Source organism: Streptomyces canus (genome assembly GCF_030815415.1).
In the GTDB taxonomy this organism is placed as follows: Bacteria; Actinomycetota; Actinomycetes; order Streptomycetales; family Streptomycetaceae; genus Streptomyces; species Streptomyces canus_F.
In genome coordinates this window covers 6,046,005-6,071,992 of record NZ_JAUSWW010000001.1, presented here as the reverse complement: position 1 = coordinate 6,071,992, position 25,988 = coordinate 6,046,005, and the positions used below count along the sequence as shown (strand labels likewise).

Genomic DNA, 25,988 nt, shown 5'->3' with positions numbered 1-25,988 from the left:
GGCATCGCTGCCGACGATGCCGAGCGCAGTCGTGCGCGCCGGCGACACCTTCGTGCTGCCACTGTCACGCTCCGACGGCGAGCCGCCGATCACCATCCCGCGTGATCCCGCGCGCGAGGCGGCGCAACGCGAACTGTCCAAGCGCCTGTACCACGAGAACGACCCCAGCTGGTTCCAGCGTGCCCTCGACGCCTTCTGGGACTGGGTCGACAAACTGTTCAGTACAGCCGCGACCGCGACCCCCGGCGGAGCGCTCGGCCTGGTCGTCATCATCCTGGCCGTCGTCGCGGTCCTGGGCGCCCTGTGGTGGCGCCTCGGCACCCCGCGCCGCGAACCCGCCTCCTCCGCCACCCTGTTCGACGACCGCCCCCGCAGCGCCGCCGAACACCGCGCGACCGCCGAGGCACACGCCGCCCAGGGCCACTGGAACCAGGCCGTCCAGGAACGCATGCGAGCCATCGTCCGCTCCCTGGAGGAACGCGCCCTCCTCGACATCCGCCCCGGCCGCACCGCAGACGAGGCCGCCGCGGAAGCCGCCCGCGCCCTGCCCACCCGCGCGGACCGGCTGCACACCGCAGCCCGCGACTTCGACGACGTCACATACGGCGGCCGCAGGGCGAGCCGGCAGTCGTACCAGCGCATCGCCGACCTCGACCGCGACCTGGAACGCACCAAGCCCCAACTCGCGACCAGCACCCACAATGCGGCCCCCAACCCCCGCCAGGGAGCCGCCGAATGACCACCGAGGCCACCCTCCCGTCCACCTCGGCCTCGCCCACAGCACGCCAGGTATGGACCCGCACGCGAGGCATCGCGCTCGCCCTCGTCGCCCTCCTGGCCGCCGCCGTCACGATCGCCGTGATGCGCTCCGACGCCCGGCACGGCAACCTCGACCCGCGCTCCGCCGACCCCTACGGCAGCCGCGCCGTCGCCGAACTCCTCGCCGACCGCGGGGTGTCCACCCGCGTGGTCGCCACCCTGGACGAAGCACGCGCCGCCGCCGACCCGGACACGACCCTCCTGGTCGCCCTCCCCGACCTGCTGACGCACCGTCAACAGACCCGTCTGCACTCCACGACCGTCGAATCCGGCGGCCGCACGGTCCTCGTCGCCCCCGGCAGCGCGTCCGTGGAACGGCTCGCCCCCGACGTCACGGCAGACCCCGCCACCAGCGCCGACTCCACGCTCGAGCCCGGCTGCGACCTGCCCGCCGCCCGGCGCGCGGGCGCCGCCGACACCGGCGGCATCCGCTACACCACCACCCACCTCGACGCCGACTCCTGCTACCCCAGCCAGCGCCTGGCCACCCTGCTGCGCGTCCCGACGACCGGGAGCGGCGACACCGTCGTACTCGGCGCGCCCGACATCCTCCGCAACGACCGCCTCGACGAGCAGGGCAACGCCTCCCTCGCCCTCCAACTCCTCGGCTCCCGCCCCCATCTGGTCTGGTACCTCCCCTCGCTCTCCGACGCGTCGGCCGCCGACGACGACGAACGCAGCTTCTTCGACCTGCTCCCCTCGGGCTGGCGCTGGGGCACCCTGCAACTCTTCGTCGCCGCAGCCCTGGCCGCCCTCTGGCGGGCACGCCGACTCGGCCCCCTCGTACCCGAAAGACTCCCCGTGGCGATCCGCGCCTCCGAAACCGTCGAAGGCCGAGCCCGCCTCTACCGCAAGGCCAACGCCCGTGACCGCGCGGCCGCCGCTCTCCGCTCCACCACCCGCACCCGCCTCGCCCCCCTCGTAGGCGTCCCCGTCTCCCAGGCACACGCGCCCGAAGCCCTGCTCCCCGCCCTGTCCGCGCATCTCCACAACGACGGACAGACCCTGCCCGCCCTGCTCTTCGGCCCGCCGCCCGGAGACGACGCAGCCCTCGTCTCTCTCGCCGACCAACTCGACGCCCTCGAAAGAGAGGTACGCCGTTCATGATGGCCCCGACCACTGACAACGCCGGGTACCCCGGGGACCCGGACACCGCCCGGGCCTCCCTGGAAGCCCTGCGCGCCGAGATCGCCAAAGCCGTGGTCGGCCAGGACCCCGCCGTGACCGGCCTTGTCGTCGCCCTCCTCTGCCGCGGACACGTTCTCCTAGAAGGAGTCCCCGGGGTCGCCAAAACGTTGCTCGTCCGCGCCCTCGCATCCGCACTCGAACTCGACACCAAGCGCATCCAGTTCACCCCGGACCTCATGCCGAGCGACGTGACGGGCTCCCTCGTCTACGACACCCGATCCGCCGAGTTCTCCTTCCAGCCCGGCCCGGTCTTCACCAACCTCCTCCTCGCGGACGAGATCAACCGCACACCTCCCAAGACCCAGTCGTCCCTCCTCGAAGCGATGGAGGAACGCCAGGTCACGGTCGACGGCACCCCCCGCCCGCTCCCGGACCCCTTCCTGGTCGCCGCGACCCAGAACCCGGTGGAGTACGAGGGCACCTACCCCCTCCCCGAAGCGCAGCTGGACCGCTTCCTCCTCAAACTCACCATCCCCCTCCCCTCCCGCCAGGACGAGATCGACGTCCTCACCCGCCACGCCGAAGGCTTCAACCCCCGCGACCTGCACGCCGCCGGCATCCGCCCGGTAGCGGGCCCCGCAGACCTGGAAGCCGCCCGAGCAGCGGTCGCGAAGACGACCATCTCCCCCGAGATCACGGCCTACGTCGTCGACATCTGCCGCGCCACCCGCGAATCCCCGTCCCTGACCCTCGGCGTGTCCCCCCGAGGCGCCACGGCCCTCCTCGCGACCTCCCGCGCCTGGGCCTGGCTGACAGGCCGCGACTACGTCATCCCCGACGACGTGAAGGCCCTCGCGCTCCCCACCCTCCGGCACCGCGTACAACTCCGTCCGGAGGCCGAAATGGAGGGCGTGACAGCCGACTCCGTCATCCACGCGATCCTCGCCCACGTCCCCGTCCCCCGCTGATGGCGCTCACCGGACGCGCCGCACTGCTCGCGGCCCTGGGCTCGATCCCCGTCGGCATCTGGGAACCCGGCCTGACGGGGCTCCTCGCCGTGAACGCCCCCCTGGCCCTGGCCTGCGCCTGCGACTTCGCCCTCGCGGCCCCCGTACGCCGCCTGCGCCTGACCCGCTCCGGCGACACCTCCGTACGCCTGGGAGAGACGGCCGACGTCACCCTGACGGTCACCAACCCGTCCAACCTCCCGCTCCGGGCCCACCTCCGCGACGCCTGGCCCCCCAGCAGCTGGCTCCCCGGCACTGAGACAACGGCCTCCCGCCACCGCCTCACGGTCCCCGCAGGTGAACGCCGCCGCCTCACCACCCGCCTGCGCCCCACTCGCCGAGGCGACCGCCAGGCCGACCGCGTGACGATCCGCTCCTACGGCCCTCTCGGCCTCTTCAACCGCCAAGGCACCCACAACGCCCCCTGGACGGTACGCGTCCTGCCCCCGTTCACCAGCCGCAAGCACCTCCCCTCGAAGCTCGCCCGACTACGCGAACTCGACGGCCGCACCAGCGTGCTCACCCGCGGCGAGGGCACAGAATTCGACAGCCTTCGCGAATACGTCCCCGGCGACGACACCCGCTCCATCGACTGGCGCGCCACAGCCCGCCAGTCCGCGGTCGCCGTACGCACCTGGCGCCCCGAACGCGACCGCCACATCCTCGTCGTCCTCGACACCGGCCGAACGTCAGCCGGCCGTGTGGACGACGCCCCACGCCTCGACGCCTCCATGGACGCGGCACTACTCCTGGCAGCACTCGCCTCCCGCGCCGGCGACCGCGTCGACCTCCTCGCCTACGACCGCCGACTACGCGCCCTGGTCCAGGGCCGCACAGCAAGCGACGTCCTACCGTCCCTGGTCAACGCAATGGCGACACTCGAACCGGAACTCGTCGAAACAGACGCACGCGGTCTTACGGCCACTGCACTCAGGACGGCCCCACGCCGCTCCCTGATCGTGCTGCTGACAACACTCGACGCCGCCCCGGTCGAAGAAGGACTGCTTCCCGTCCTTTCCCAGCTCACCCAGCGCCACACCGTCCTCGTGGCATCCGTGGCCGACCCCCACGTCACCCGCATGGCCAAGGCCCGCGGAAACACCGAAGCCGTCTACGAGGCCGCATCAGCCGCACAAGCACAGAGCGAACGTCATCGCACCGCGGAACAGCTCCGACGGCACGGTGTCACCGTCGTCGACGCAACACCGGATGAGCTGGCGCCGACACTGGCGGATGCGTATCTGGCCCTGAAGACGGCGGGCCGTCTGTAATCCAGCGCTCGGAAAGAAAATCGGAAAGAAGAGCAAGGGCTTGAAATAGAAAAAGGCCCACGCCTGATGGCGTGGGCCTTTTCTAAAATTTGTTCGGCGGTGTCCTACTCTCCCACAGGGTCCCCCCTGCAGTACCATCGGCGCTGTAAGGCTTAGCTTCCGGGTTCGGAATGTAACCGGGCGTTTCCCTCACGCTATGACCACCGAAACACTATGAAACTGTCGAACCATGCCACACCACACCCGATTACGGGTATGGGGCTGTTCGTGGTTTCAGAACCAACACAGTGGACGCGAGCAACTGAGGACAAGCCCTCGGCCTATTAGTACCGGTCACCTCCGCACGTTACCGTGCTTCCAGATCCGGCCTATCAACCCAGTCGTCTACTGGGAGCCTTAACCCCTCAAAGGGGGTGGGAATACTCATCTCGAAGCAGGCTTCCCGCTTAGATGCTTTCAGCGGTTATCCCTCCCGAACGTAGCCAACCAGCCATGCCCTTGGCAGAACAACTGGCACACCAGAGGTTCGTCCGTCCCGGTCCTCTCGTACTAGGGACAGCCCTTCTCAATATTCCTGCGCGCGCAGCGGATAGGGACCGAACTGTCTCACGACGTTCTAAACCCAGCTCGCGTACCGCTTTAATGGGCGAACAGCCCAACCCTTGGGACCGACTCCAGCCCCAGGATGCGACGAGCCGACATCGAGGTGCCAAACCATCCCGTCGATATGGACTCTTGGGGAAGATCAGCCTGTTATCCCCGGGGTACCTTTTATCCGTTGAGCGACGGCGCTTCCACAAGCCACCGCCGGATCACTAGTCCCGACTTTCGTCCCTGCTCGACCCGTCGGTCTCACAGTCAAGCTCCCTTGTGCACTTACACTCAACACCTGATTGCCAACCAGGCTGAGGGAACCTTTGGGCGCCTCCGTTACTCTTTAGGAGGCAACCGCCCCAGTTAAACTACCCATCAGACACTGTCCCTGATCCGGATCACGGACCCAGGTTAGACATCCAGCACGACCAGACTGGTATTTCAACGACGACTCCCCCTGAACTGGCGTCCAGAGTTCACAGTCTCCCAGCTATCCTACACAAGCCGAACCGAACACCAATATCAAACTGTAGTAAAGGTCCCGGGGTCTTTCCGTCCTGCTGCGCGAAACGAGCATCTTTACTCGTAGTGCAATTTCACCGGGCCTATGGTTGAGACAGTCGAGAAGTCGTTACGCCATTCGTGCAGGTCGGAACTTACCCGACAAGGAATTTCGCTACCTTAGGATGGTTATAGTTACCACCGCCGTTTACTGGCGCTTAAGTTCTCAGCTTCGCCCAACCGAAGTCGGACTAACCGGTCCCCTTAACGTTCCAGCACCGGGCAGGCGTCAGTCCGTATACATCGCCTTACGGCTTCGCACGGACCTGTGTTTTTAGTAAACAGTCGCTTCTCGCTGGTCTCTGCGGCCACCCCCAGCTCACCGAGTAAATCGGATCACCAGTGATGGCCCCCCTTCTCCCGAAGTTACGGGGGCATTTTGCCGAGTTCCTTAACCATAGTTCACCCGAACGCCTCGGTATTCTCTACCTGACCACCTGAGTCGGTTTAGGGTACGGGCCGCCATGAAACTCGCTAGAGGCTTTTCTCGACAGCATAGGATCATCCACTTCACCACAATCGGCTCGGCATCAGGTCTCAGCCTTAATGAATGGCGGATTTACCTACCACTCGGCCTACACCCTTACCCCGGGACAACCACCGCCCGGGCTGGACTACCTTCCTGCGTCACCCCATCACTCACCTACTACCACCGTGGTTCGGCGGCTCCACCACTTTCCATTCCCCGAAGGGTCCGGAACGGCTTCACGGCCTTAGCATTAATGGGTTCGATGTTTGACGCTTCACAGCGGGTACCGGAATATCAACCGGTTATCCATCGACTACGCCTGTCGGCCTCGCCTTAGGTCCCGACTTACCCTGGGCAGATCAGCTTGACCCAGGAACCCTTAGTCAATCGGCGCACACGTTTCTCACGTGTGTATCGCTACTCATGCCTGCATTCTCACTCGTGAACCGTCCACCACTGCCTTCCGGCGCGGCTTCACCCGGCACACGACGCTCCCCTACCCATCCCAGCGGGCGTTGGCCCTCATGCTGAAATGACACGACTTCGGCGGTACGCTTGAGCCCCGCTACATTGTCGGCGCGGAATCACTAGACCAGTGAGCTATTACGCACTCTTTCAAGGGTGGCTGCTTCTAAGCCAACCTCCTGGTTGTCTGTGCGACTCCACATCCTTTCCCACTTAGCGTACGCTTAGGGGCCTTAGTCGATGCTCTGGGCTGTTTCCCTCTCGACCATGGAGCTTATCCCCCACAGTCTCACTGCCGTGCTCTCACTTACCGGCATTCGGAGTTTGGCTAAGGTCAGTAACCCGGTAGGGCCCATCGCCTATCCAGTGCTCTACCTCCGGCAAGAAACACACGACGCTGCACCTAAATGCATTTCGGGGAGAACCAGCTATCACGGAGTTTGATTGGCCTTTCACCCCTAACCACAGGTCATCCCCCAGGTTTTCAACCCTGGTGGGTTCGGTCCTCCACGAAGTCTTACCTCCGCTTCAACCTGCCCATGGCTAGATCACTCCGCTTCGGGTCTTGAGCGCGCTACTATATCGCCCTATTCGGACTCGCTTTCGCTACGGCTTCCCCACACGGGTTAACCTCGCAACACACCGCAAACTCGCAGGCTCATTCTTCAAAAGGCACGCAGTCACGACGCATTGAGTAAACTCAATGCGCGACGCTCCCACGGCTTGTAGGCACACGGTTTCAGGTACTATTTCACTCCGCTCCCGCGGTACTTTTCACCATTCCCTCACGGTACTATCCGCTATCGGTCACCAGGGAATATTTAGGCTTAGCGGGTGGTCCCGCCAGATTCACACGGGATTTCTCGGGCCCCGTGCTACTTGGGTGTCTCTCAAACGAGCCGTACAGATTTCAGCTACGGGGGTCTTACCCTCTACGCCGGACCTTTCGCATGTCCTTCGCCTATCCATACGGTTTCTGACTCGTCTCACAGCCGGCAGACTGTAAAAGAGAGATCCCACAACCCCGAATGCGCAACCCCTGCCGGGTCTCACACGCATACGGTTTGGCCTCATCCGGTTTCGCTCGCCACTACTCCCGGAATCACGGTTGTTTTCTCTTCCTGCGGGTACTGAGATGTTTCACTTCCCCGCGTTCCCTCCACATACCCTATGTGTTCAGGTATGGGTGACAGCCCATGACGACTGCCGGGTTTCCCCATTCGGAAACCCCCGGATCAAAGCCTGGTTGACGGCTCCCCGGGGACTATCGTGGCCTCCCACGTCCTTCATCGGTTCCTGGTGCCAAGGCATCCACCGTGCGCCCTTAAAAACTTGGCCACAGATGCTCGCGTCCACTGTGCAGTTCTCAAACAACGACCAGCCACCCATCACCCCGAACCATCCGGTTCGAGTGCACTGGGGCCGGCGTCGAGGGGGTTCATTCCCTCAGACACCCAACAGCGTGCCCGGCACCCTCGCCACTCGTGATCAGCTTTCCACGCTCCGAAGAGCAGTACTGGCAGCCCGAGATGACTGAGAGTGCCGAATAATCAACGTTCCACCCTTGAGCAACCACCGCAGAACGTTTGCCTGCGTAATGGCCCTGGACCACCAAGCAAGCTTGGCGGCCTAGATGCTCCTTAGAAAGGAGGTGATCCAGCCGCACCTTCCGGTACGGCTACCTTGTTACGACTTCGTCCCAATCGCCAGTCCCACCTTCGACAGCTCCCTCCCACAAGGGGTTGGGCCACCGGCTTCGGGTGTTACCGACTTTCGTGACGTGACGGGCGGTGTGTACAAGGCCCGGGAACGTATTCACCGCAGCAATGCTGATCTGCGATTACTAGCAACTCCGACTTCATGGGGTCGAGTTGCAGACCCCAATCCGAACTGAGACAGGCTTTTTGAGATTCGCTCCACCTCACGGTTTCGCAGCTCATTGTACCTGCCATTGTAGCACGTGTGCAGCCCAAGACATAAGGGGCATGATGACTTGACGTCGTCCCCACCTTCCTCCGAGTTGACCCCGGCGGTCTCCTGTGAGTCCCCATCACCCCGAAGGGCATGCTGGCAACACAGGACAAGGGTTGCGCTCGTTGCGGGACTTAACCCAACATCTCACGACACGAGCTGACGACAGCCATGCACCACCTGTACACCGACCACAAGGGGGGCACCATCTCTGATGCTTTCCGGCGTATGTCAAGCCTTGGTAAGGTTCTTCGCGTTGCGTCGAATTAAGCCACATGCTCCGCTGCTTGTGCGGGCCCCCGTCAATTCCTTTGAGTTTTAGCCTTGCGGCCGTACTCCCCAGGCGGGGAACTTAATGCGTTAGCTGCGGCACCGACGACGTGGAATGTCGCCAACACCTAGTTCCCACCGTTTACGGCGTGGACTACCAGGGTATCTAATCCTGTTCGCTCCCCACGCTTTCGCTCCTCAGCGTCAGTAATGGCCCAGAGATCCGCCTTCGCCACCGGTGTTCCTCCTGATATCTGCGCATTTCACCGCTACACCAGGAATTCCGATCTCCCCTACCACACTCTAGCTAGCCCGTATCGAATGCAGACCCGGGGTTAAGCCCCGGGCTTTCACACCCGACGTGACAAGCCGCCTACGAGCTCTTTACGCCCAATAATTCCGGACAACGCTTGCGCCCTACGTATTACCGCGGCTGCTGGCACGTAGTTAGCCGGCGCTTCTTCTGCAGGTACCGTCACTTTCGCTTCTTCCCTGCTGAAAGAGGTTTACAACCCGAAGGCCGTCATCCCTCACGCGGCGTCGCTGCATCAGGCTTTCGCCCATTGTGCAATATTCCCCACTGCTGCCTCCCGTAGGAGTCTGGGCCGTGTCTCAGTCCCAGTGTGGCCGGTCGCCCTCTCAGGCCGGCTACCCGTCGTCGCCTTGGTGAGCCATTACCTCACCAACAAGCTGATAGGCCGCGGGCTCATCCTTCACCGCCGGAGCTTTCAACCACCACAGATGCCTGCGGTAGTGGTATCCGGTATTAGACCCCGTTTCCAGGGCTTGTCCCAGAGTGAAGGGCAGATTGCCCACGTGTTACTCACCCGTTCGCCACTAATCCCCACCGAAGTGGTTCATCGTTCGACTTGCATGTGTTAAGCACGCCGCCAGCGTTCGTCCTGAGCCAGGATCAAACTCTCCGTGAATGTTTACCCGTAATCGGGTGCACACACACGAGAGCGGAACCACCGGCGGAATAAGCCGATGGTTCACAGCGTCCTCGCTGTGTTTTTCTTCAAAGGAACCTCATCTACGACCATGACGGCCGGAGACGGGGTATCAACTAATCTGGCGTTGATTTTTGGCACGCTGTTGAGTTCTCAAGGAACGGACGCTTCCTTTGTACTCACCCTCTCGGGCTTTCCTCCGGGCTTTTCCCTTCGGTCTTGCGTTTCCGACTCTATCAGACCGTTTCCGGCTCCGATTTCCTCGGTGCTTTCCAGGTTCCCGCTTTCGCGTTTCCCTTTCCGGCGGCTCCGACTTTATCAGAAGTTCCGGGCCGGACTGACCGGCCGCTCATTTCCGAATTATCGGGAGGGGCTTCTTCGAAACGATGTTTCAAGAAGCAGACAGACACTCACTGCTGCCGACCGGACTAGATCCAGTTCTAGGCAACTGTTTAAATCTACCTCCCCGCTCTCTCCGTGTCAACGGTTCCTGCGGGGCGAAGAGGACACTAGCAGCTCAGCCGCCCCGTACGCACATCAGGCCGCCATGGGGACCGTGGCGCTGCGTTCGGCCTCCGCGACGTCGCCCGATTCTCCGGCGCGGGCAGCGCGCCCGCCGAGGATGTAGACGTACGCGAGGAAGGCCAGTTCGGCGACGACCCCGATGCTGATGCGCGCCCAGGTGGGCAGGCCGGACGGGGTGACGAAGCCTTCGATGGCTCCGGAGATGAAGAGGATCAGGGCGAGGCCGATGGCCATGCCGATCGCCGCTCGGCCTTCCTCTGCGAGCGCGGCTCGACGCGTGCGTGGGCCCGGGTCGATGACGGTCCAGCCGAGGCGCATGCCTGTTCCCGCGGCGACGAACACCGCGGTCAGCTCCAGCAGACCGTGGGGCAGGACCAGGCCGAGGAAGGTGTCGAGGCGGCCTGCCGAGGACATCAGGCCGAAGCCGACTCCGAGGTTGAGCATGTTCTGGAAGAGGATCCAGAGGACCGGGAGGCCGAGGAAGACCCCGAGGATCAGGCACTGCGCAGCGGCCCACGCGTTGTTCGTCCAGACCTGGGCGGCGAAGGAGGCCGCGGGGTGGCTCGAGTAGTACGACTCGTACTGCCCGCCCGGGCGGGTGAGCTCGCGGAGTTCGCTGGGGGCCGCGATGGTGGCCTGCACTTCCGGGTGGGTGCCGATCCACCAGCCCAGGAGGGCTGCCACGGCTGTGGAGAGAAGCGCGGTGGGGACCCACCAATGGCGTGCTCTGTAGACCGCCGCGGGAAAGCCGTACGCCAGGAAGCGCGTGACGTCGCGCCAGGATGCGCGACGGGTGCCTGTCACGGCACTACGCGCGCGTGCCACGAGTTGGCTGAGCCGGCCCGTCAGCTGTGGGTCGGGGGCACTGGACTGGATCAGGGAGAGGTGGGTGGCCGTGCGTTGATAGAGAGTGACGAGTTCGTCGGCCTCGGTGCCGGTCAGCCGCCGCTGGCGTCGGAGCAAGGCGTCGAGGCGATCCCACTCCGCTCGGTGAGCGGAGACGAAGACGTCGAGGTCCATCGGTTCGGCTGCTCCTCGGCTGCTCGTCGGCGACTCGTCGTGGGTGTCAGCTTGTCGTACTGCGGTGCGATGCGCCCTCAGCTTGGCAGACTGGCCGTTCTCGGGGCGGGTCAGGGGAAGGACGGCGGACGTGAATGAGCTGGTGACGGGCGAGGCGGTGGCGCTGGAGTTGCGTCCTGCGCGGCTGCCGAGCAGGGCGTTGGCCGTGCTGCTCGATCTCCTGGTGGGCGTGATCGTCTACGTGGTCGTGACCATCGCGCTGGTGGCTTCCACGGCTTCCCTGGACGAGGCGGCTCAGTTCGCGGTGTCTCTGGCGGCGTTCGTGCTGGTCATGGTGGGCGGTCCCATCGCGGTCGAGACGCTCAGCCACGGTCGCTCGCTCGGGAAGTTGGCGTGCGGGCTGCGGGTGGTGCGGGACGACGGCGGACCGATCCGGTTCCGGCATGCGTTGGTGCGCGGCGGGATCGGTGTCATCGAGATCCTGCTGACGCTCGGGGTCGTCGCCTGTGTCGCGTCGCTCGTCTCGGCGCGGGGGCGACGGCTCGGGGACGTGTTCGCGGGGACTCTGGTCGTACGGGAGCGGGTTCCGGTCGCGCACACGGGATTCCTGCCTCCGCCGCCGCCCTGGCTGGCCGGACGTTTCTCCGGGCTGGACCTGTCCGCCGTTCCGGACGGGTTGTGGCTCGCCATCCGGCAGTACCTGGGGCGGATGCAGCAGTTGGACCCGCAGGTCGGCTGGGCGATGGCCGAGCGGCTCGCCGCGGACGTCTCGGCACGTACGGGGACCCCGGCGCCGCAGGGCGTTCCGCCGGCGGCGTATCTCGCGGCGGTGGTGCAGGAGCGCCAGGCCCGGGAGGCTCGGCGGGCTTTCGGGAACGGATCGGCGGCGGCGTACGGAACGCAGCCTGCTCAGCCACCTTCGCTCTCACCGGCTGCGGCTACCCCTGCTCCGCCTCCCTACTACGGTCCCGTCGCAGCGCCTCCGGCACCCGGCGCCGGGCCCGCGGGGACGCGGGAGACGCCGTCGCCTGAGCGTCCTGGTACCGGGTTCGCGCCTCCTGCGTAAGCCGTACCGCCGTACCGCCCCCTGCTCACACGAAGACGGACGGCGGTGATTCGAGGTCCTCCAACTCGATGCCGGGAGCCGACAGGACCACGTCCCCGGCGATGTGCACGGTGTGCTGCTCTCCCGTGTCCAGGGCTGTGACCTGGTATTCGTCCACGGTCAGGGGGCCGTTGTCAGTGGCGTGTGCTTCGCTTTTCATCAGCGCCCAGGACTGGTCCACGGTGCGCGGGGCGAGGACCGGATCCGTGAAGGCGACGAGTCGTACGCGGGTGGCAGATGCGGAAGGGGTGAGGCGTAGGAGACGGGTGGTGGCGATGAGGAATGCGGGGGATGTGCCGGTGAAGGCGTGGGCGGGGACATTGCCTTCCGTGGCGGTGAGCTCCGGTGGGGTCTGTACGGACCCAGGTGACGCCGTCGAGAGCGGCGCCGCGTACCTGCCAGCCCGCTGAGTGGAGTTCCAGACGGATGGGGCGGCCGAGCTCGTCGAGGGCCAGGTCGACGGAGCCGGAGTGGTCGCCCGCGGGGTTCGTCAGCTGGGCGACGTAGCGCCAGCCGGAGGGGCCGGGGGCGCAGTGGAAGTGCTCTTCTGCGAGGGAGGTGTGATCGTGCGGATCATGGAGCGAATAGCGGCCGCGGGGCATGGGGGTCCTGGGTCTTGACGGGCTGGTCCGGGCATAGCGGCACGGGCTGGTCGGGCCGGAGCGGCCAAAGGGGCAGGCCCCCGGCACGGGGGTGCGGGGGCCTGCCTCGAAGGTCCTGCTGCTGAGGAGAGTGCTCAGTAGCGGTAGTGGTCCGGCTTGTACGGCCCGTCGACGTCGACGCCGATGTACGAGGCCTGCTCCGGGCGCAGCGTCGTCAGCTTCACACCGAGCGCGTCGAGGTGGAGGCGGGCGACCTTCTCGTCCAGGTGCTTGGGCAGCGTGTAGACGCCGATCGGGTACTCCGACTGCTTGGTGTACAGCTCGATCTGGGCCAGCGTCTGGTCCGCGAACGAGTTGGACATCACGAACGACGGGTGACCGGTGGCGTTGCCCAGGTTCAGCAGACGGCCCTCGGACAGGACGATCAGGACCTTGCCGTCGGGGAACTTCCAGGTGTGGACCTGGGGCTTGACCTCGTCCTTGACGATGCCGGGGATCTTGGCGAGACCGGCCATGTCGATCTCGTTGTCGAAGTGGCCGATGTTCCCGACGATGGCCTGGTGCTTCATCTTGGCCATGTCGCTGGCCATGATGATGTCCTTGTTGCCGGTCGTGGTGATGAAGATGTCGGCCTTGTCGACGACCTCGTCGAGGGTCGTGACCTGGTAGCCGTCCATCGCCGCCTGGAGGGCGCAGATCGGGTCGATCTCGGTGATGATGACGCGCGCGCCCTGACCGCGCAGAGACTCCGCACAGCCCTTGCCGACGTCGCCGTAGCCGCAGACGACCGCGGTCTTGCCGCCGATGAGGACGTCGGTGGCGCGGTTGATGCCGTCGATCAGGGAGTGGCGGCAGCCGTACTTGTTGTCGAACTTCGACTTCGTGACGGCGTCGTTCACGTTGATCGCCGGGAAGAGGAGGAGGCCGTCGCGCATCATCTCGTACAGGCGGTGGACGCCGGTCGTGGTCTCCTCGGTCACGCCGCGGATCTCGGAGGCGAGCTGGGTCCACTTCTGGGAGCCGTCGGTGATGGTGCGGTTCAGGAGTTCGAGGACGACGCGGTGCTCGTCGTTCTCGGCGGTGTCGACCGAGGGGACCTTGCCGGCCTTCTCGTACTCGACGCCCTTGTGGACGAGGAGGGTGGCGTCACCGCCGTCGTCGAGGATCATGTTCGGGCCGCCGGTGGGGGTGTTCGGCCAGGTCAGAGCCTGCTCCGTGCACCACCAGTACTCCTCCAGGGTCTCGCCCTTCCAGGCGAAGACGGGGATGCCCTGCGGGTTCTCGGGCGTGCCGTTCGGGCCTACCGCGACGGCGGCGGCCGCGTGGTCCTGGGTGGAGAAGATGTTGCAGGACACCCAGCGGACCTCGGCGCCCAGAGCGACCAGGGTCTCGATCAGGACGGCGGTCTGCACGGTCATGTGCAGGGAGCCCATGATGCGGGCGCCGGCCAGCGGCTGGGTGGCGGCGAATTCCTTGCGGATCGCCATCAGGCCGGGCATCTCGTGCTCGGCGAGAGTGATCTCCTTGCGGCCGAACTCGGCCAGGGAGAGATCGGCGACCTTGAAGTCCTGTCGGTTGTCGACAGTCGTCATTACGGGCTGCTCCTCAAGGTTGGGGCGAGGTGGACACGGCTGGTCTGCGCGGCGGCGGACACAGGGGTGCCCGAAAGAGGACACAGGCATGCCCGGTGCGCGCAGCGCAGTCCGTCGGAGGCCCTCTCTCCCTCGGTCGATCCGCATCGGGATCGCCCGACCGCCATCAGCAGCGACGTCTGGCTCCGTCCCAAGCTACACCGGTACACCCGGGCGCCCCCAGTCCACCTCCGAACACATCGAGCCGATCACGAGGCAGCCACGAGAGGGGGTCGAGGTGGCCGCGCCATCGATAACAGGACACCCACGATCGCCGGACCAGGAGCCAACAGGCCGTGACAATCAGGGACTTTTGCACCTTTGAGCGGGGCGGCACGTGCTGCAGGATGCAAGGGATCGGGAACAGCTGATCGATCTTGCGGGGCGTCCGGGACGGCGTTCCGTGCGAACAATGGCGTTAGGAGATCGACGTGACCAGTCCGGCCGGCCCTCCCCCCACGGGCGGCGGCAGTGGCGAGCAGCAGCGGTTGAGGCTGCTCGCGGTGACCGCCTGCCCGACCGGCATCGCGCACACGTACATGGCGGCCGAGAAGCTCGCGCAGGCTGCCGAGAGCCGCGGCATCGACATGAAGGTGGAGACGCAAGGGTCGATCGGGGCCGAAAACATACTCGATGACAACGATGTCAGCACCGCGGACGGCGTCATTGTCGCCGCGGACAAGGATGTGGACCTGAGCCGTTTCGTGGGCAAGCGGGTCCTGACGGTCGGGGTGGCGGAGGGGATCCACCGTCCCGAGCAGTTGATCGAGCGGGTGCGGTCGGCACCCGTGCACCAGCCGGACGGAGCGAGCGCGCACGCGGCCGCCGCGGGCGGTGGCAAGGAGCGCAGCGTCGGGTACAAGGCGCTGATGAACGGGGTCAGTTACATGATCCCGTTCGTGGTGGTCGGCGGGTTGCTGATCGCGATCTCGCTCTCGCTCGGCGGACACACGGACCCGTCGGGGGGTCTGGTCATCCCGAAGGGCTCCTTCTGGATGGACGTGAACAACATCGGCGTCATCGGCTTCACGCTGATGGTGCCGATCCTGTCGGGGTACATCGCGTACGCCATCGGCGACCGCCCCGCCCTCGTACCCGGCATGATCGGCGGCTGGATCGCCAACACCGGTTCGCTGTACGACTCCAAGGCGGGTGCCGGGTTCATCGGGGCGATCGTGACCGGGTTCCTCGCCGGGTATCTGGTGTTGTGGATCAAGAAGGTCAAGGTCCCCAAGTTCGTGCAGCCGATCATGCCGATCATCGTCATCCCGATCGTGGCGACCACGGTGCTGGGGCTGTTCTTCATCTACGTCATCGGGAAGCCGATCTCCTGGGTGTTCGAGCACCTGACCAGCTGGCTGAGCGGGATGACGGGCACGAGCGCGATCCTGCTCGGCGCGATTCTCGGGCTGATGATCGCCTTCGACATGGGCGGGCCGGTCAACAAGACGGCGTTCCTGTTCGGCACGGGGCTCATCGCGACCGGCAATCAGACGGTCATGGGCATGTGCGCGGCCGCGATCCCGGTCATGCCGTTGGGTCAGGGCCTGGCCACGCTGATACGCAAGCGGCTCTACACCGAGCAGGAGAGGGAGACCGGGCTCGCCGCCCTGTTCATGGGCTGCTTCGGTATATCCGAGGGAGCGATCCCGTTCGCGGCGGCGCGGCCCGCGCAGGTCATCCCGGCGAACATGCTGGGCGGCGCGGTGGCCGGTGCGATCGCCGGGGTCGCCGGGGTCGAGGACGCGGTGCCGCACGGCGGGCCGATCGTGGCGGTGCTGGGTGCGGTGAGCGGTGTGCCGATGTTCTTCGTGGCCGTGGTGATCGGAACGGTCGTCACCGCGCTCACGACGGTCGCCCTTGTCGACATCAGCGAGCGGAGGCGGCGCGGCGAGGCCGTCGTCGGGGCGCCGGCGGCCGGGCCCGAGCCGGTGCTGGTCGGAGCGGGTGCGGGCGGGGCGCCGGGTGGCGGCGGGACCGTCGTAGCGCAGAAGGTCGTACGCGATTCCGTGGCGGCACCCGTCGCGAGCGCGGAGGTTCTCTCCGGGTATGTCACCGAGCAGACCGTGAAGACCGAGCTCGACGCGGTCGACAAGGAGGCCGCCGTCCGCGAGATGGCCGGGCTGCTGGCGCGGACCGGCAAGGTCGCGGACATGGACGAGCTGGTGGCGACCGCGCTGCGGCGTGAGGAGCAGGGCACGACCGGACTCGGTGAGGAGATCGCGATTCCGCACGCCAAGACGGACGCGGTGAGCGCGCCGGTCGTCGGGTTCGCCCGATCCGCCGAGGGCATCGAGTGGGGGTCGCTGGACGGTACGCGGGCGAGGTTGGTGTTTATGATCGCCGTACCGGAGGCGGCCGCGGGTGACGAGCATCTGCGGATTCTGGCGCTGCTGTCGCGGAAGTTGATGGACGCCGGGATCCGGGAGCGGCTCACCGCGGCGCCGGACGAGCGGGCGGTGCTCGAGGTGCTGGGCGAGATCCGGTAGGGCGGGGTCGGGTGAGTGCGGGCCGCGGCCACCGGGGTGCGGCCCGCACGCCCCGTTCGCAGCGGGGCGCTACTCTCTGCCGCCGCGGATGTTCCGTGTGGGGAGGGAGTGGCCTGATGGGCAGGGCTCGGGGGCTGGGGATCGCGGCCGTCGTGGTGGGGCTGGTGGGGTTGCTGGCGGGACTGGGCGGCGTCGTCTACGGGCGGTATGCCTTCGGGGGTTCCGTCGTGTCGGGCGAGAGCATGGCGCCGACGTTCGGGCGGGGGGATCGGGTTGTCTTCGAGCGGATCGACGGGAGCGAGGTGCGGCGCGGGGACGTCGTGGTGTTCTCGGCGCCGGACCGGTACGGGTTTGACGCGCTGGTGATCGAGCGGGTCGTCGGGGTGGGCGGGGACCGGGTGGCGTGCTGCACCGGGGAGGCGCGGGACGCGCGGGTCACCTTGAACGGGGAGCCGCTGCGGGAGCCGTATCTCAAGGGCGCGGAGGCCGGCGGCGGATATCCCGCCTACGACGTGCGGGTGCCCGAGGGGCGGCTGTTCCTGCTGGGCGACCACCGTGCGAACGCCCGTGACTCGCGGGCCTTTCTCGACGATCGCGGCGGGACGCTGCCGACGTCGGCGATCCGGGGGCGGGTGATCGACGACTACACCGTGCCGGTGGTCCTCGGGGTGGCGATGATCGCCGGCGTGGTGCTCGTGCTGGTCGCTGCTGGGCTGGGGATCGCCGCGATGGTCGTACGACGGAGGGCGCGGGCCGTGGTGCCGCCACCGCCGCCCTGGGCGGCGCGGGTCTGAGAGCCGAGGGGCCCACCGGAATCCCGGTGGGCCCCTCGGTGGGTGTCAGTGGCCGGCGTCGTGCTGCGCCGGTCCTCCGGGTGTCGCTTCTCGGTCAGCGCCCTTGGCGGCCTCGGACGCGCTGAAGATGTCCGGCTCGAGGTAGATCACGCGGGCGATCGGAACGGCTTCGCGGATACGGGCCTCGGCGGCGTTGATCGCGTTGGCGACCTCGGTGGCCGTGTCGTCGTGCTGGACGGCGATCTTGGCGGCGACCAGGAGCTCCTCGGGGCCGAGGTGGAGCGTGCGCATGTGGATGATGCCGGTGACGACGTCGCCGTCGACGATCGCGGCCTCGATCTTCTGGACCGCTTCGATGCCCGCGGACTCACCAAGGAGCAGCGACTTGGTCTCCACGGCCAGGACGAGCGCGATGAGGATGAGCAGGATGCCGATGCAGAGGGTGCCGATGCCGTCCCAGACGCCGTCGCCGGTGGCCAGGGCCAGGCCGACGCCGCCGAGGGCGAGGATCAGGCCGATCAGCGCGCCCAGGTCCTCCAGGAGGACGACCGGCAGCTCGGGCGCCTTGGCGTGGCGGACGAACTGCTTCCAGGACTGCCGGCCGCGCAGGCCGTTGGACTCCTTGATGGCCGTCCGGAAGGAGAAGGCCTCGGCGATGATCGCGAAGACGAGGACGCCCACCGGCCAGTACCAGTGCTCGATCTCGTGCGGGTGCTTGATCTTCTCGTAGCCCTCGTAGACCGCGAACATGCCGCCGACCGAGAAGAGCACGATGGAGACGAGGAAGGCGTAGATGTAGCGCTCGCGGCCGTACCCGAACGGGTGTTGCGGGGTGGCCTCGCGCTGGGCCTTCTTGCCGCCGAGCAGCAGCAGGCCCTGGTTCCCGGAGTCGGCGAGGGAGTGGACGGACTCGGCGAGCATCGACGACGAGCCGCTGAAGAGGAACGCCACGAACTTCGATGCCGCGATCGCGAGGTTGGCGCCAAGTGCCGCCACGATCGCCTTGGTTCCGCCTGACGCGCTCATGTGTTCGCGTTGTCCCTTCGTATGTCCACGCAGTCCAGGCCTTTGCCCGTCCTTTGCCAGTGGGCCATTGTTGCAGCCCTTCCGGGCAGAGGTGTGTCAGGTGTCCACAGCCCCGGTCATACGATCACAGTGGCCCTGAAGACGGTGCCCGCCCCGGTCACTTCGGCCTTCCCACCTGCGGGAACGAAGACGGACTGACCGGGGTTCAGCTCGTGCTCCCCCGCCCGGACGGAACCCGCCGTGCACAGCAGGATCTGCGGGGTGGCACGGGTGAGGTCGTGGGCGGCGCCGCCCTCGGGGAGGACGTACCGAGACAGCCGGAACTCGTCGATCGGCGTCTCGTAGACCTCTTCGCCGTCCGGCGACGCCTCGGGGCGCAGCACCCCCGCGTCGGCGGCCTCGAAGCGGACGATGCGCAGGAGTTCGGGGACGTCGACGTGCTTGGGGGTCAGGCCGCAGCGCAGGACGTTGTCGGAGTTGGCCATGATCTCGACGCCGAGGCCGTTCAGGTAGGCGTGCGGGATGCCGGCGCCGAGGAACAGGGCCTCGCCGGGCTGGAGCCGGACGTGGTTGAGGAGCATCGCGGCGATGACGCCCGGGTCGCCCGGGTAGTGGTGGGCGATGTCCGCGTACGGGGCGTACCCGCCGCCGAGGCGGGCGCAGGCGGCCGCGGCCTCCGTCACCGTACGGGCCATCTCCTCGCGGTCCGCGCTGAGTACGGCCGTCAGGACCTCGCGCAGCGCCGCTTCCTCGGGGTGGGCGTGCAGCAGGTCGACGTACGGCTTGAGGGAGTCCACGCCGAGGCCGGCGAGCAGGCCGGCGGCCTCGAGAGGGGCGCGGAAGCCGCACAGGCCGTCGAACTCGGTGAGCGCGCAGATGAGTTCGGGCTTGTGGTTGGCGTCCTTGTAGTTGCGGTGACCGGCGTCCACGGGGATCCCGCGGCGCTCCTCGTCCTCGTAACCCTCCTTGGCCTGCGTCAGGTCGGGGTGCACCTGGAGGGAGAGCGGGGCTCCGGCAGCGAGGATCTTGAGGAGGAAGGGCAGGCGGGGGCCGAACTTGGTGACGGCGTCCGCGCCCAGCTCGCGCTCCGGGTCGGCCTCGATGACCTCGACCAGCGTGCCGCGTCCGGTGCGCGAGGGTGCGCCCGGGTGGGCGCCCATCCACATCTCCGCCTGCGGCTCGCCGCTCGGGGCGACGCCGAGCAGTGCGGGGATGGCGGTGGTGGAACCCCAGGCGTAGGGGCGGATCGTGTTGTCGAGGCGGTCCATGGGGTTCTTTCTGTACGACGGTCAGAACGGCCTGGGCATGATCAGGTGCCGGAAGCGAGCGCCAGGTAAACCGCGGTGAAATCCGTGATGGCGATCAGTTCCGCGAGGGTCTCCAGTTCGCCGCCCTCCTCCGGTTCCAGCTCGCTGATGGGGGTGTCGTGGCTCAGGGCCAGCTCACGGGCGGCGGGCGCGGCGGAGAGACCGCCGAGGGGACGGTCGCGCAGCAGCACCGCGCGCGCGTGCATCACCGGTGCTTCCTCCACGCGGTCGCGGAAGAAGTCGTCCGGGTCGGCGCTGGCGGCGAGCGGTCCGGCGAGCAGGGCGTTGTGCGCGGCGAGCGCCTCGGGCAGTTCGGCGACGACGGCGGGGCGGCCGGCGAGTTCGGCGAGGGCGGCGGCGAACCGGCGGCCCGCCGGACCGGCCGAGACGCCCTCCGTCCAGATCACCGGGAGCGCGTCGGCGAGTTCGGTGGCCAGGGTCTTGGCGGGATTGCTGTACGTCGCGATGGCCGGGCCGCAGCGTTCGGCGATGTGGTCCAGGCGGTTGGCGACCTTCTCCAGGACGTCCGGCGGGGCGGTGACCAGACCGGTGCGGTCGAGGATCGCGAGCAGCGGGGTGAGCAGGGCCCACAGGATGCCGGGGGCGGACGCGGCGAGGGCTTCGCCCTCGTCGTAGGGGGCCGTCGCCAGGGGTACGAAGAGTCCGTGGGCGCCTTGTACGGCCTCGGTGAGCGGGGTGCTCGCGGGGGCCACGGCGACGACCGTGCAGCCGCGGCGGTAGGCCTGGTCAGCGAGGAGGGACAGGCCCGGTTCGGTGCCGTCGGAGGTGGCGATCAGGAGCACGTCGACCGAGCCCGTCCAGCCCGGGAGTTCCCAGCGCAGGGCGCCGGCCGCGGGGGCCACGCCGGTGGGGGCCAGGCGGATGACGGGGCTGCCGGCGCCGGCGAGGGTGCCGAGGAGGTCGGCGACGCAGATGGCGGCGGCGCCGGGGCCCGCGATCAGGACCGCGCGGGGACGGCCGTCGGGCTTCAGTTCGTTGACGCCGGCCTCGGCGGTGTGCCTCGCCGCGGTGCGGACTCGGGCGCCTGCTTCGGCGGCGCCGCGGAGCAGGCCTCGGCGGTCGGCCGCCGAGAGGGCCTCGGGGGTGTCGAGCAGCGATTCGTCGAGCATGGGCGGCAGCCTCCTGCGATCGCCGGGTTCGTCGGTCACTCGGGTCGCCGTTGCCGGCGCTCCCTGCGGCTGGTCGCCGGGGGTGGCTTACGCGGGGCGGCGGGCCTCGTCGACGAGGAGGACGGGGATGCCGTCGCGGACGGGGTATGCCAGGCCGCAGTCCTGGCCGGTGCAGATCAGCTCGGTGTCCTGCTCCTCGAGGGGGGCGTGACAGGCCGGGCAGGCGAGGATCTCCAGGAGGCCGGCTTCGAGCGGCATGGGGTGTCCCTTCGGGGGCGGGCAAGTGCCTGTGCGGATGTGCCTGGTCAGGGTACCGCCGGTGGCGGGGTGGGGGTGGGGGTTGGGGACAGGGTGGGTGGTGGGTGGGGCAGCTGGTGGGTTTTCGTGCCCGCCGCCCTTACCCGTTCCCATCCCCAGGGGCGCTGCCCCTTCGACCCCGCTCCAGGGGGCTCCGCCCCTGGACCCCCGTCGGCCCGAAGGGCATCGTCCACGCGCGTGGCGTCAGGCGCGGATGATCGCCAGTACCTCGTCCCGGATCTTCGCCATCGTCGTCGCGTCCCGTGCCTCCGCGTTGAGGCGCAGGAGGGGCTCGGTGTTGGACGGGCGGACGTTGAACCACCAGTCGGAGGCGCTGACCGTGAGGCCGTCGAGCTCGTCCAGGGTGACGTCTTCCCGGGACTCGTACGCGGCGCGGATCGCTGCCAGGCGGCCGGTCTGGTCGGCGACCGTGGAGTTGATCTCGCCGGAGCCGGTGTAGCGGTCGTACTCGGCCACGAGGGCGGACAAGGTGCCCTCCTGGCCGCCGAGGGCGGCGAGGACGTGCAGGGCGGCGAGCATGCCGGTGTCGGCGTTCCAGAAGTCCTTGAAGTAGTAGTGGGCGGAGTGCTCGCCGCCGAAGATCGCGCCGGACTTCGCCATCTCGGCCTTGATGAAGGAGTGGCCCACCCGCGTGCGTACCGGCGTGCCGCCGTGCTCCTCGACGACCTCGGGCACCGACCAGGAGGTGATCAGGTTGTGGATGATCACGCCGCTGCCGCCGTTCCTGGCGAGCTCGCGCGCAGCGACCAGGGCGGTGATCGCGGACGGGGAGACCGGGTCGCCGTTCTCGTCGACGACGAAGCAGCGGTCGGCGTCGCCGTCGAAGGCGATGCCCAGGTCGGCGGACTCTTCGCGCACCCGCTTCTGCAGGTCGACGATGTTCGCCGGGTCGAGGGGGTTGGCCTCGTGGTTCGGGAAGGTGCCGTCCAGTTCGAAGTACATCGGGACGAGGGTCAGGGGCAGGCCCGCGAAGACCGTGGGGACCGTGTGGCCGCCCATGCCGTTGCCCGCGTCCACGACGACCTTCAGGGGGCGGATGGAGGTCAGGTCCACCAGGCCCCGCAGGTGGGCCGCGTAGTCCTCCAGCGTGTCGCGCCGGCTGACCGTGCCCTGCGTGGCCGCCGGGGCCGGGGCGCCCGAGTCGATCCAGCCCTCGGCCAGTTCGCGGATCTCGGCGAGACCCGTGTCCTGGCCGACCGGGGCGGCGCCCGCGCGGCACATCTTGATGCCGTTGTACTGGGCCGGATTGTGCGAGGCCGTGAACATCGCGCCCGGCAGGTTCAGCGCGCCCGAGGCGTAGTACAGCTGGTCGGTGGAGCACAGGCCGATCTCGGTGACGTCGACGCCCTGCGCGGCCGCCCCGCGCGCGAAGGCACGCGACAGGCCGGGGGACGAGGGCCGCATGTCGTGCCCGACCACGATCGCGGTCGCCGCGGTCACCCGGACGAAGGCGACCCCGAAGAGCTCGGCCAGCGTCTCGTCCCACTGGTCGGGAACGACACCGCGCACGTCGTACGCCTTCACGAGCTGTGACAGATCAGCAGCCACGGCCTAACCCTTCTCAAAGTCGGTCGGTCGCCCCAAACTACCCGCCCCCACCGACAGCGGTGCCGTGCGTCCCCTGAGTGGAACCTGGACGTAACCTCAGGTCAGGGCAGCATCCACGCCAGAACCGGCGAGCTCTGCCCGACGACGATGAGGCACATCACCAGCAGCAGCCCCAGGCTCCAGGGCAGCACCTTGCGCAGCAGGTCCCCCTCGCGGCCGGCCAGACCGACGGCGGCGCAGGCGATGGTGAGGTTCTGCGGGGAGATCATCTTGCCGAGGACGCCGCCCGAGCTGTTCGCGGCGGCCAGGAGCTCCGGCGACAGCCCCGACTCGCGGGCCGCGGTCACCTGGAGCGCTCCGAACAGGGCGTTGGCCGAGGTGTCGGAGCCGGAGACGGCCACGCCGAACCAGCCCAGCACCGGGGACAGGAAGGCCAGCCCTATCGGCGCCGTTCACTCGATCGAGTTGGAGTGGGCTCAACCCCGGTGCGCCGATGCTACGTTGACCGTCCCAGCGCGCGAGCCCCTGAAGGCACAACTCCGGATACGTCCGGTGGACCCGGTTGTACGGGGTGTCGACCGCGCTAGGTGGGGGGGCGCAGTCAATCGTGTCCCTACTGCTCGCCGAGCAGTTGGACGCAGCCTGGCCCCACCGAAGCCATCAGTGGTCCGAGCAGCAAGCCCGCTCCACTCTGGACGGGTGGTTGACGAAGGGCCAGTCGTAGCACCGGGGCCTGTGCCGCTCGTCCTCCCGTCAGGGGTGATGAGCGGCACAGGCCCTCCTTCTCGTCCAACTCCTCGCTGCGGACGCCAGTCAGCACGGACGCGCGTACGGACTCGGTGGCGGGCACGCGGCCGCGGGGGACGGCGACGAGGGCGGCCGCGCCGAGCAAGGCGGCGCCGATGTCGGCGAGTTGGGCGGAGACGTAGTTGGAGGCGACGAACTGGCCGACGGCGAAGGCGGTTCCGCAGGCCAGGGCGGGCACCCAGGTCTGCCTGAGGCCGCGCCGCCCGTCGACGAGGTAGACCAGCACGAGCGGCACCACGAGGGCCAGCAGCGGGGTTTGCCGCCCGACCACGGACGCGACGGTGTCCAGGGGCAGTTCCGTCACCTGGGCGAGCGTCACGACCGGTGTGCCCATCGCGCCGAAGGCGACCGGCGCGGTGTTGGCGACCAGCGCGACGACCGCCGCGCGCACCGGGTCGAAGCCGAGCGCGACGAGCATGACCGAGCAGATCGCGACGGGCGCCCCGAAGCCGGCGAGGGCTTCCAGGAGGGCGCCGAAGCAGAAGGCGACGACGAGGGCCTGGATGCGCGGGTCGTCGGAGAGCCGCCCGAAGGAGCGGCGCAGCATGTCGAAGTGCCGGGTGCGGACCGTCATCCGGTACACCCACAGGGCGTTGACGACGATCCACAGGATGGGGAAGAGGCCGAAGACGGCTCCCTGGGCGCCGCTGGAGAGCGTCTGTCCCAGGGGCATGCCGTACGCGAGCCAGGCGACCAGAACGGCCGCCAGAAGGCCGGTGAGGCCCGCGAGATGGGCTTTGAGGCGGACGCCGCCGAGCAGGACGAGGACGATCACCAGGGGCAGCGTGGCGACGAGGGCGGACAGGCCCAGTGAGTCGGCGACGGGTTCCAGTTCCTGGACGTACACGGGCGCCTCCCCGATTCCGATTCCGATTCCGTTATACGGAAAGCGATTTCTCGTTTCGGCTTCCGGAATGGTCGTGTCCGCGCCAAGCGGTCGTCAATGGGCGTGCGTCACTGAGCGGAATGTGCACCGAACGCACACAAGAACGGGGCAGTCGGGCGAGCCTGGGAGAACCGGCTCAGCTGTCGGGCGAGCGCAGCACCCGCAGATGGCCGCGGCGAGCGACCTCCATCGGGTCCGCCGCACGTCCTCCGCCGGCCTGTGCGGCGCGCTCCTGCGGACGTGCCGCCTCGCGGACCGCGTTGGCAAGCGCTTCCAGGTCGTCACCGCTGGGACGGGCGGGGGTCGAACTGTCGAGGAGCCGGACGACCTCCCAGCCACGGGGGGCGGTGAGACGCTCGGAGTGCTCGGCGCACAGGTCGTAGCAGTGGGGTTCCGCGTAGGTGGCGAGCGGGCCGAGGACCGCGGTCGAGTCGGCGTAGACGTACGTCAGCGTCGCGACGGCGGGGCGGCCGCAAGCGGTGCGCGAACAGCGACGTACAGGGCTCACGATGTTGGACGGTACCGCACTCCTGAGCGGGCCGCGACGACTCTCCACCAGGTCACTCCACCGTGTCGTGGTGTGAAACGCCCCACACGCCTCTCCGGTCACACCTCACTGACCTGCATAGACACCGCTTTCCAAGATCTCGGACGAGCTGCGGTCCGATCATCAGCCGGTACAAACACGGTCAATTGCCTTGAGATCACCGGTCTCGGAGAGATACGGAATCGAGCCCAACCTTGGCCGGAATGGTCATCCCGCGACATGCCGTATGTGGCGGCCGAACACCGTCCGGGCACCGCGTGGGCCCCGGGCACCCGGCCCCGCCGGGGACTACGCTTCACCAGTGATGGACAACCCCGTACCGCCCCGTGCCGCCGCCCCCGGGCCCCGCCGACGTGATCGCCACGGCAGGGGCATGCGTGGCCCGATCGCCCCGCCCCAGGTACCGCTCGCGGCAAGCCGTGCCGACGCGTTCGCGGACTTGGTGCAGGACTCCGTGGAGCGCCTGGAACGACGGTGGCCGCAGCTCGCCGACATCGATTTCCTCGTGCTGGAAGTACCCCGGCTGGAGGGCGAGACCTGGAACGACGAGGCGGTCCCCCTCGGCGGCACGATTCCCGCGCGCGAGGGACGTCCCGGGCGCGTGGTGGTGTACCGGCGCCCCGTGGAGATCCGGACCAAGGGCCGCGACGAACGCGCGGCCCTGGTGCACGAGATCGTCGTCGAACAGGTCGCCGAGCTGCTGGGCCTCACGCCCGAGACCGTCGACCCGCGCTACGGCGAGGACTGA

The 25,988-nt window shown here is 67.9% G+C and carries 16 protein-coding genes, 3 rRNA genes and 3 pseudogenes; 8 read left to right on the top strand and 14 right to left on the bottom strand.

Going from position 1 to position 25,988, the window contains the following annotated elements; genetic code table 11:
- The first annotated feature begins 16 nt into the window (after positions 1-16).
- From QF037_RS28200 to QF037_RS28185, 4 genes are read left to right on the top strand one after another with little or no spacing between them, the layout of a single operon-like run.
- Positions 17-739, top strand: a complete 723-nt coding sequence (locus QF037_RS28200) for a DUF4129 domain-containing protein (RefSeq protein ID WP_307029886.1) — start codon at positions 17-19, stop codon at positions 737-739.
- Positions 736-1,926 carry a DUF4350 domain-containing protein gene (locus QF037_RS28195; protein WP_307029884.1) on the top strand — a complete coding sequence of 397 codons (1,191 nt, stop codon included), beginning with the start codon at positions 736-738 and terminating at the stop codon, positions 1,924-1,926. Before QF037_RS28200 ends, QF037_RS28195 begins: the two co-directional genes overlap by 4 nt.
- Positions 1,926-2,915, top strand: a complete 990-nt coding sequence (locus QF037_RS28190) for an AAA family ATPase (protein ID WP_373463823.1) — start codon at positions 1,926-1,928, stop codon at positions 2,913-2,915. The genes QF037_RS28195 and QF037_RS28190 overlap by 1 nt, the downstream gene beginning before the upstream one ends.
- The gene (locus QF037_RS28185; protein WP_307029880.1) at positions 2,915-4,225 is read left to right on the top strand and encodes a DUF58 domain-containing protein; all 1,311 of its coding nucleotides are present in this window, start codon (positions 2,915-2,917) and stop codon (positions 4,223-4,225) included. Before QF037_RS28190 ends, QF037_RS28185 begins: the two co-directional genes overlap by 1 nt.
- A 91-nt stretch (positions 4,226-4,316) precedes the next feature.
- On the opposite strand, the gene rrf is transcribed toward QF037_RS28185, so the two are convergent.
- From rrf to QF037_RS28165, 4 genes are all read right to left on the bottom strand, one after another.
- A 5S ribosomal RNA gene (rrf, locus tag QF037_RS28180) occupies positions 4,317-4,433 on the bottom strand.
- A gap of 95 nt (positions 4,434-4,528) precedes the next feature.
- Positions 4,529-7,652: ribosomal RNA gene (locus tag QF037_RS28175) — 23S ribosomal RNA — on the bottom strand.
- 306 nt (positions 7,653-7,958) lie between these two features.
- Positions 7,959-9,484, bottom strand: a 16S ribosomal RNA gene (locus tag QF037_RS28170).
- The 16S, 23S and 5S rRNA genes sit together here, the layout of an rRNA operon.
- A gap of 558 nt (positions 9,485-10,042) precedes the next feature.
- The gene (locus tag QF037_RS28165) at positions 10,043-11,050 is read right to left on the bottom strand and encodes a stage II sporulation protein M (RefSeq protein WP_307029878.1); all 1,008 of its coding nucleotides are present in this window, start codon (positions 11,048-11,050) and stop codon (positions 10,043-10,045) included.
- A gap of 130 nt (positions 11,051-11,180) precedes the next feature.
- Here QF037_RS28165 and QF037_RS28160 point away from each other — a divergent pair, with 130 nt between their 5' ends.
- Positions 11,181-12,116: an RDD family protein gene (locus QF037_RS28160; protein WP_307029876.1), complete on the top strand. Its 936-nt coding sequence runs from the start codon at positions 11,181-11,183 to the stop codon at positions 12,114-12,116.
- Between the two features lie 25 nt (positions 12,117-12,141).
- On the opposite strand, the pseudogene QF037_RS28155 reads toward QF037_RS28160, so the two are convergent.
- Together QF037_RS28155 and ahcY are read right to left on the bottom strand one after the other, a co-directional pair.
- Positions 12,142-12,757 (bottom strand): annotated as a pseudogene (locus QF037_RS28155) (hypothetical protein).
- Positions 12,758-12,891: 134 nt separating this feature from the next.
- On the bottom strand, positions 12,892-14,349 hold the full coding sequence (ahcY, locus tag QF037_RS28150) for an adenosylhomocysteinase (RefSeq protein WP_307029875.1): 1,458 nt from the start codon (positions 14,347-14,349) through the stop codon (positions 12,892-12,894).
- Between the two features lie 470 nt (positions 14,350-14,819).
- On the opposite strand from ahcY, the gene QF037_RS28145 reads away from it, so the two are divergent.
- Both QF037_RS28145 and lepB read left to right on the top strand, forming a co-directional pair.
- On the top strand, positions 14,820-16,877 hold the full coding sequence (locus QF037_RS28145; RefSeq protein WP_307029873.1) for a fructose-specific PTS transporter subunit EIIC: 2,058 nt from the start codon (positions 14,820-14,822) through the stop codon (positions 16,875-16,877).
- A 116-nt stretch (positions 16,878-16,993) separates the two neighbouring features.
- Positions 16,994-17,671 carry a signal peptidase I gene (gene lepB, locus QF037_RS28140; RefSeq protein ID WP_307029871.1) on the top strand — a complete coding sequence of 226 codons (678 nt, stop codon included), beginning with the start codon at positions 16,994-16,996 and terminating at the stop codon, positions 17,669-17,671.
- A gap of 45 nt (positions 17,672-17,716) precedes the next feature.
- On the opposite strand, the gene QF037_RS28135 is transcribed toward lepB, so the two are convergent.
- From QF037_RS28135 to QF037_RS28100, 8 genes and pseudogenes are all read right to left on the bottom strand, one after another.
- Positions 17,717-18,697, bottom strand: a complete 981-nt coding sequence (locus tag QF037_RS28135; RefSeq protein WP_307029869.1) for a cation diffusion facilitator family transporter — start codon at positions 18,695-18,697, stop codon at positions 17,717-17,719.
- Between the two features lie 116 nt (positions 18,698-18,813).
- Positions 18,814-19,965, bottom strand: a complete 1,152-nt coding sequence (gene manA, locus QF037_RS28130) for a mannose-6-phosphate isomerase, class I (protein WP_307029867.1) — start codon at positions 19,963-19,965, stop codon at positions 18,814-18,816.
- Between the two features lie 41 nt (positions 19,966-20,006).
- Positions 20,007-21,134, bottom strand: a complete 1,128-nt coding sequence (locus QF037_RS28125; RefSeq protein WP_307029865.1) for an SIS domain-containing protein — start codon at positions 21,132-21,134, stop codon at positions 20,007-20,009.
- 87 nt (positions 21,135-21,221) lie between these two features.
- Entirely contained in the window at positions 21,222-21,392 is a 171-nt protein-coding gene (locus QF037_RS28120; protein ID WP_078936097.1) for a Trm112 family protein, read from the bottom strand.
- A 243-nt stretch (positions 21,393-21,635) separates the two neighbouring features.
- A complete protein-coding gene (locus QF037_RS28115) occupies positions 21,636-23,000 on the bottom strand; it encodes a phosphomannomutase/phosphoglucomutase (RefSeq protein ID WP_307029863.1) in 1,365 nt (454 codons plus the stop codon).
- A 101-nt stretch (positions 23,001-23,101) separates the two neighbouring features.
- Positions 23,102-23,449 (bottom strand): annotated as a pseudogene (locus QF037_RS51485) (L-lactate permease); the annotation flags it as partial.
- A 331-nt stretch (positions 23,450-23,780) separates the two neighbouring features.
- Positions 23,781-24,654, bottom strand: a pseudogene (locus QF037_RS51480) (L-lactate permease); the annotation flags it as partial.
- Positions 24,655-24,829: 175 nt separating this feature from the next.
- A complete protein-coding gene (locus QF037_RS28100) occupies positions 24,830-25,249 on the bottom strand; it encodes a DUF3499 domain-containing protein (RefSeq protein WP_307029861.1) in 420 nt (139 codons plus the stop codon).
- A gap of 295 nt (positions 25,250-25,544) precedes the next feature.
- Here QF037_RS28100 and QF037_RS28095 point away from each other — a divergent pair, with 295 nt between their 5' ends.
- A complete protein-coding gene (locus QF037_RS28095; RefSeq protein ID WP_307037397.1) occupies positions 25,545-25,988 on the top strand; it encodes a metallopeptidase family protein in 444 nt (147 codons plus the stop codon).

What these genes read in the sequence shown, in the direction of transcription:
- QF037_RS28120 (WP_078936097.1), bottom strand. Translation starts at nt 21,392, where the DNA reads ATGCCGCTCGAAGCCGGCCTCCTGGAGATCCTCGCCTGCCCGGCCTGT.
- lepB (WP_307029871.1), top strand. Translation starts at nt 16,994, where the DNA reads ATGGGCAGGGCTCGGGGGCTGGGGATCGCGGCCGTCGTGGTGGGGCTG.
- QF037_RS28195 (WP_307029884.1), top strand. Translation starts at nt 736, where the DNA reads ATGACCACCGAGGCCACCCTCCCGTCCACCTCGGCCTCGCCCACAGCA.
- QF037_RS28135 (WP_307029869.1), bottom strand. Translation starts at nt 18,697, where the DNA reads ATGAGCGCGTCAGGCGGAACCAAGGCGATCGTGGCGGCACTTGGCGCC.
- QF037_RS28200 (WP_307029886.1), top strand. Translation starts at nt 17, where the DNA reads ATGCCGAGCGCAGTCGTGCGCGCCGGCGACACCTTCGTGCTGCCACTG.
- QF037_RS28165 (WP_307029878.1), bottom strand. Translation starts at nt 11,050, where the DNA reads ATGGACCTCGACGTCTTCGTCTCCGCTCACCGAGCGGAGTGGGATCGC.
- manA (WP_307029867.1), bottom strand. Translation starts at nt 19,965, where the DNA reads ATGGACCGCCTCGACAACACGATCCGCCCCTACGCCTGGGGTTCCACC.
- QF037_RS28095 (WP_307037397.1), top strand. Translation starts at nt 25,545, where the DNA reads ATGGACAACCCCGTACCGCCCCGTGCCGCCGCCCCCGGGCCCCGCCGA.
- ahcY (WP_307029875.1), bottom strand. Translation starts at nt 14,349, where the DNA reads ATGACGACTGTCGACAACCGACAGGACTTCAAGGTCGCCGATCTCTCC.
- QF037_RS28125 (WP_307029865.1), bottom strand. Translation starts at nt 21,134, where the DNA reads ATGCTCGACGAATCGCTGCTCGACACCCCCGAGGCCCTCTCGGCGGCC.
- QF037_RS28185 (WP_307029880.1), top strand. Translation starts at nt 2,915, where the DNA reads ATGGCGCTCACCGGACGCGCCGCACTGCTCGCGGCCCTGGGCTCGATC.
- QF037_RS28190 (WP_373463823.1), top strand. Translation starts at nt 1,926, where the DNA reads ATGGCCCCGACCACTGACAACGCCGGGTACCCCGGGGACCCGGACACC.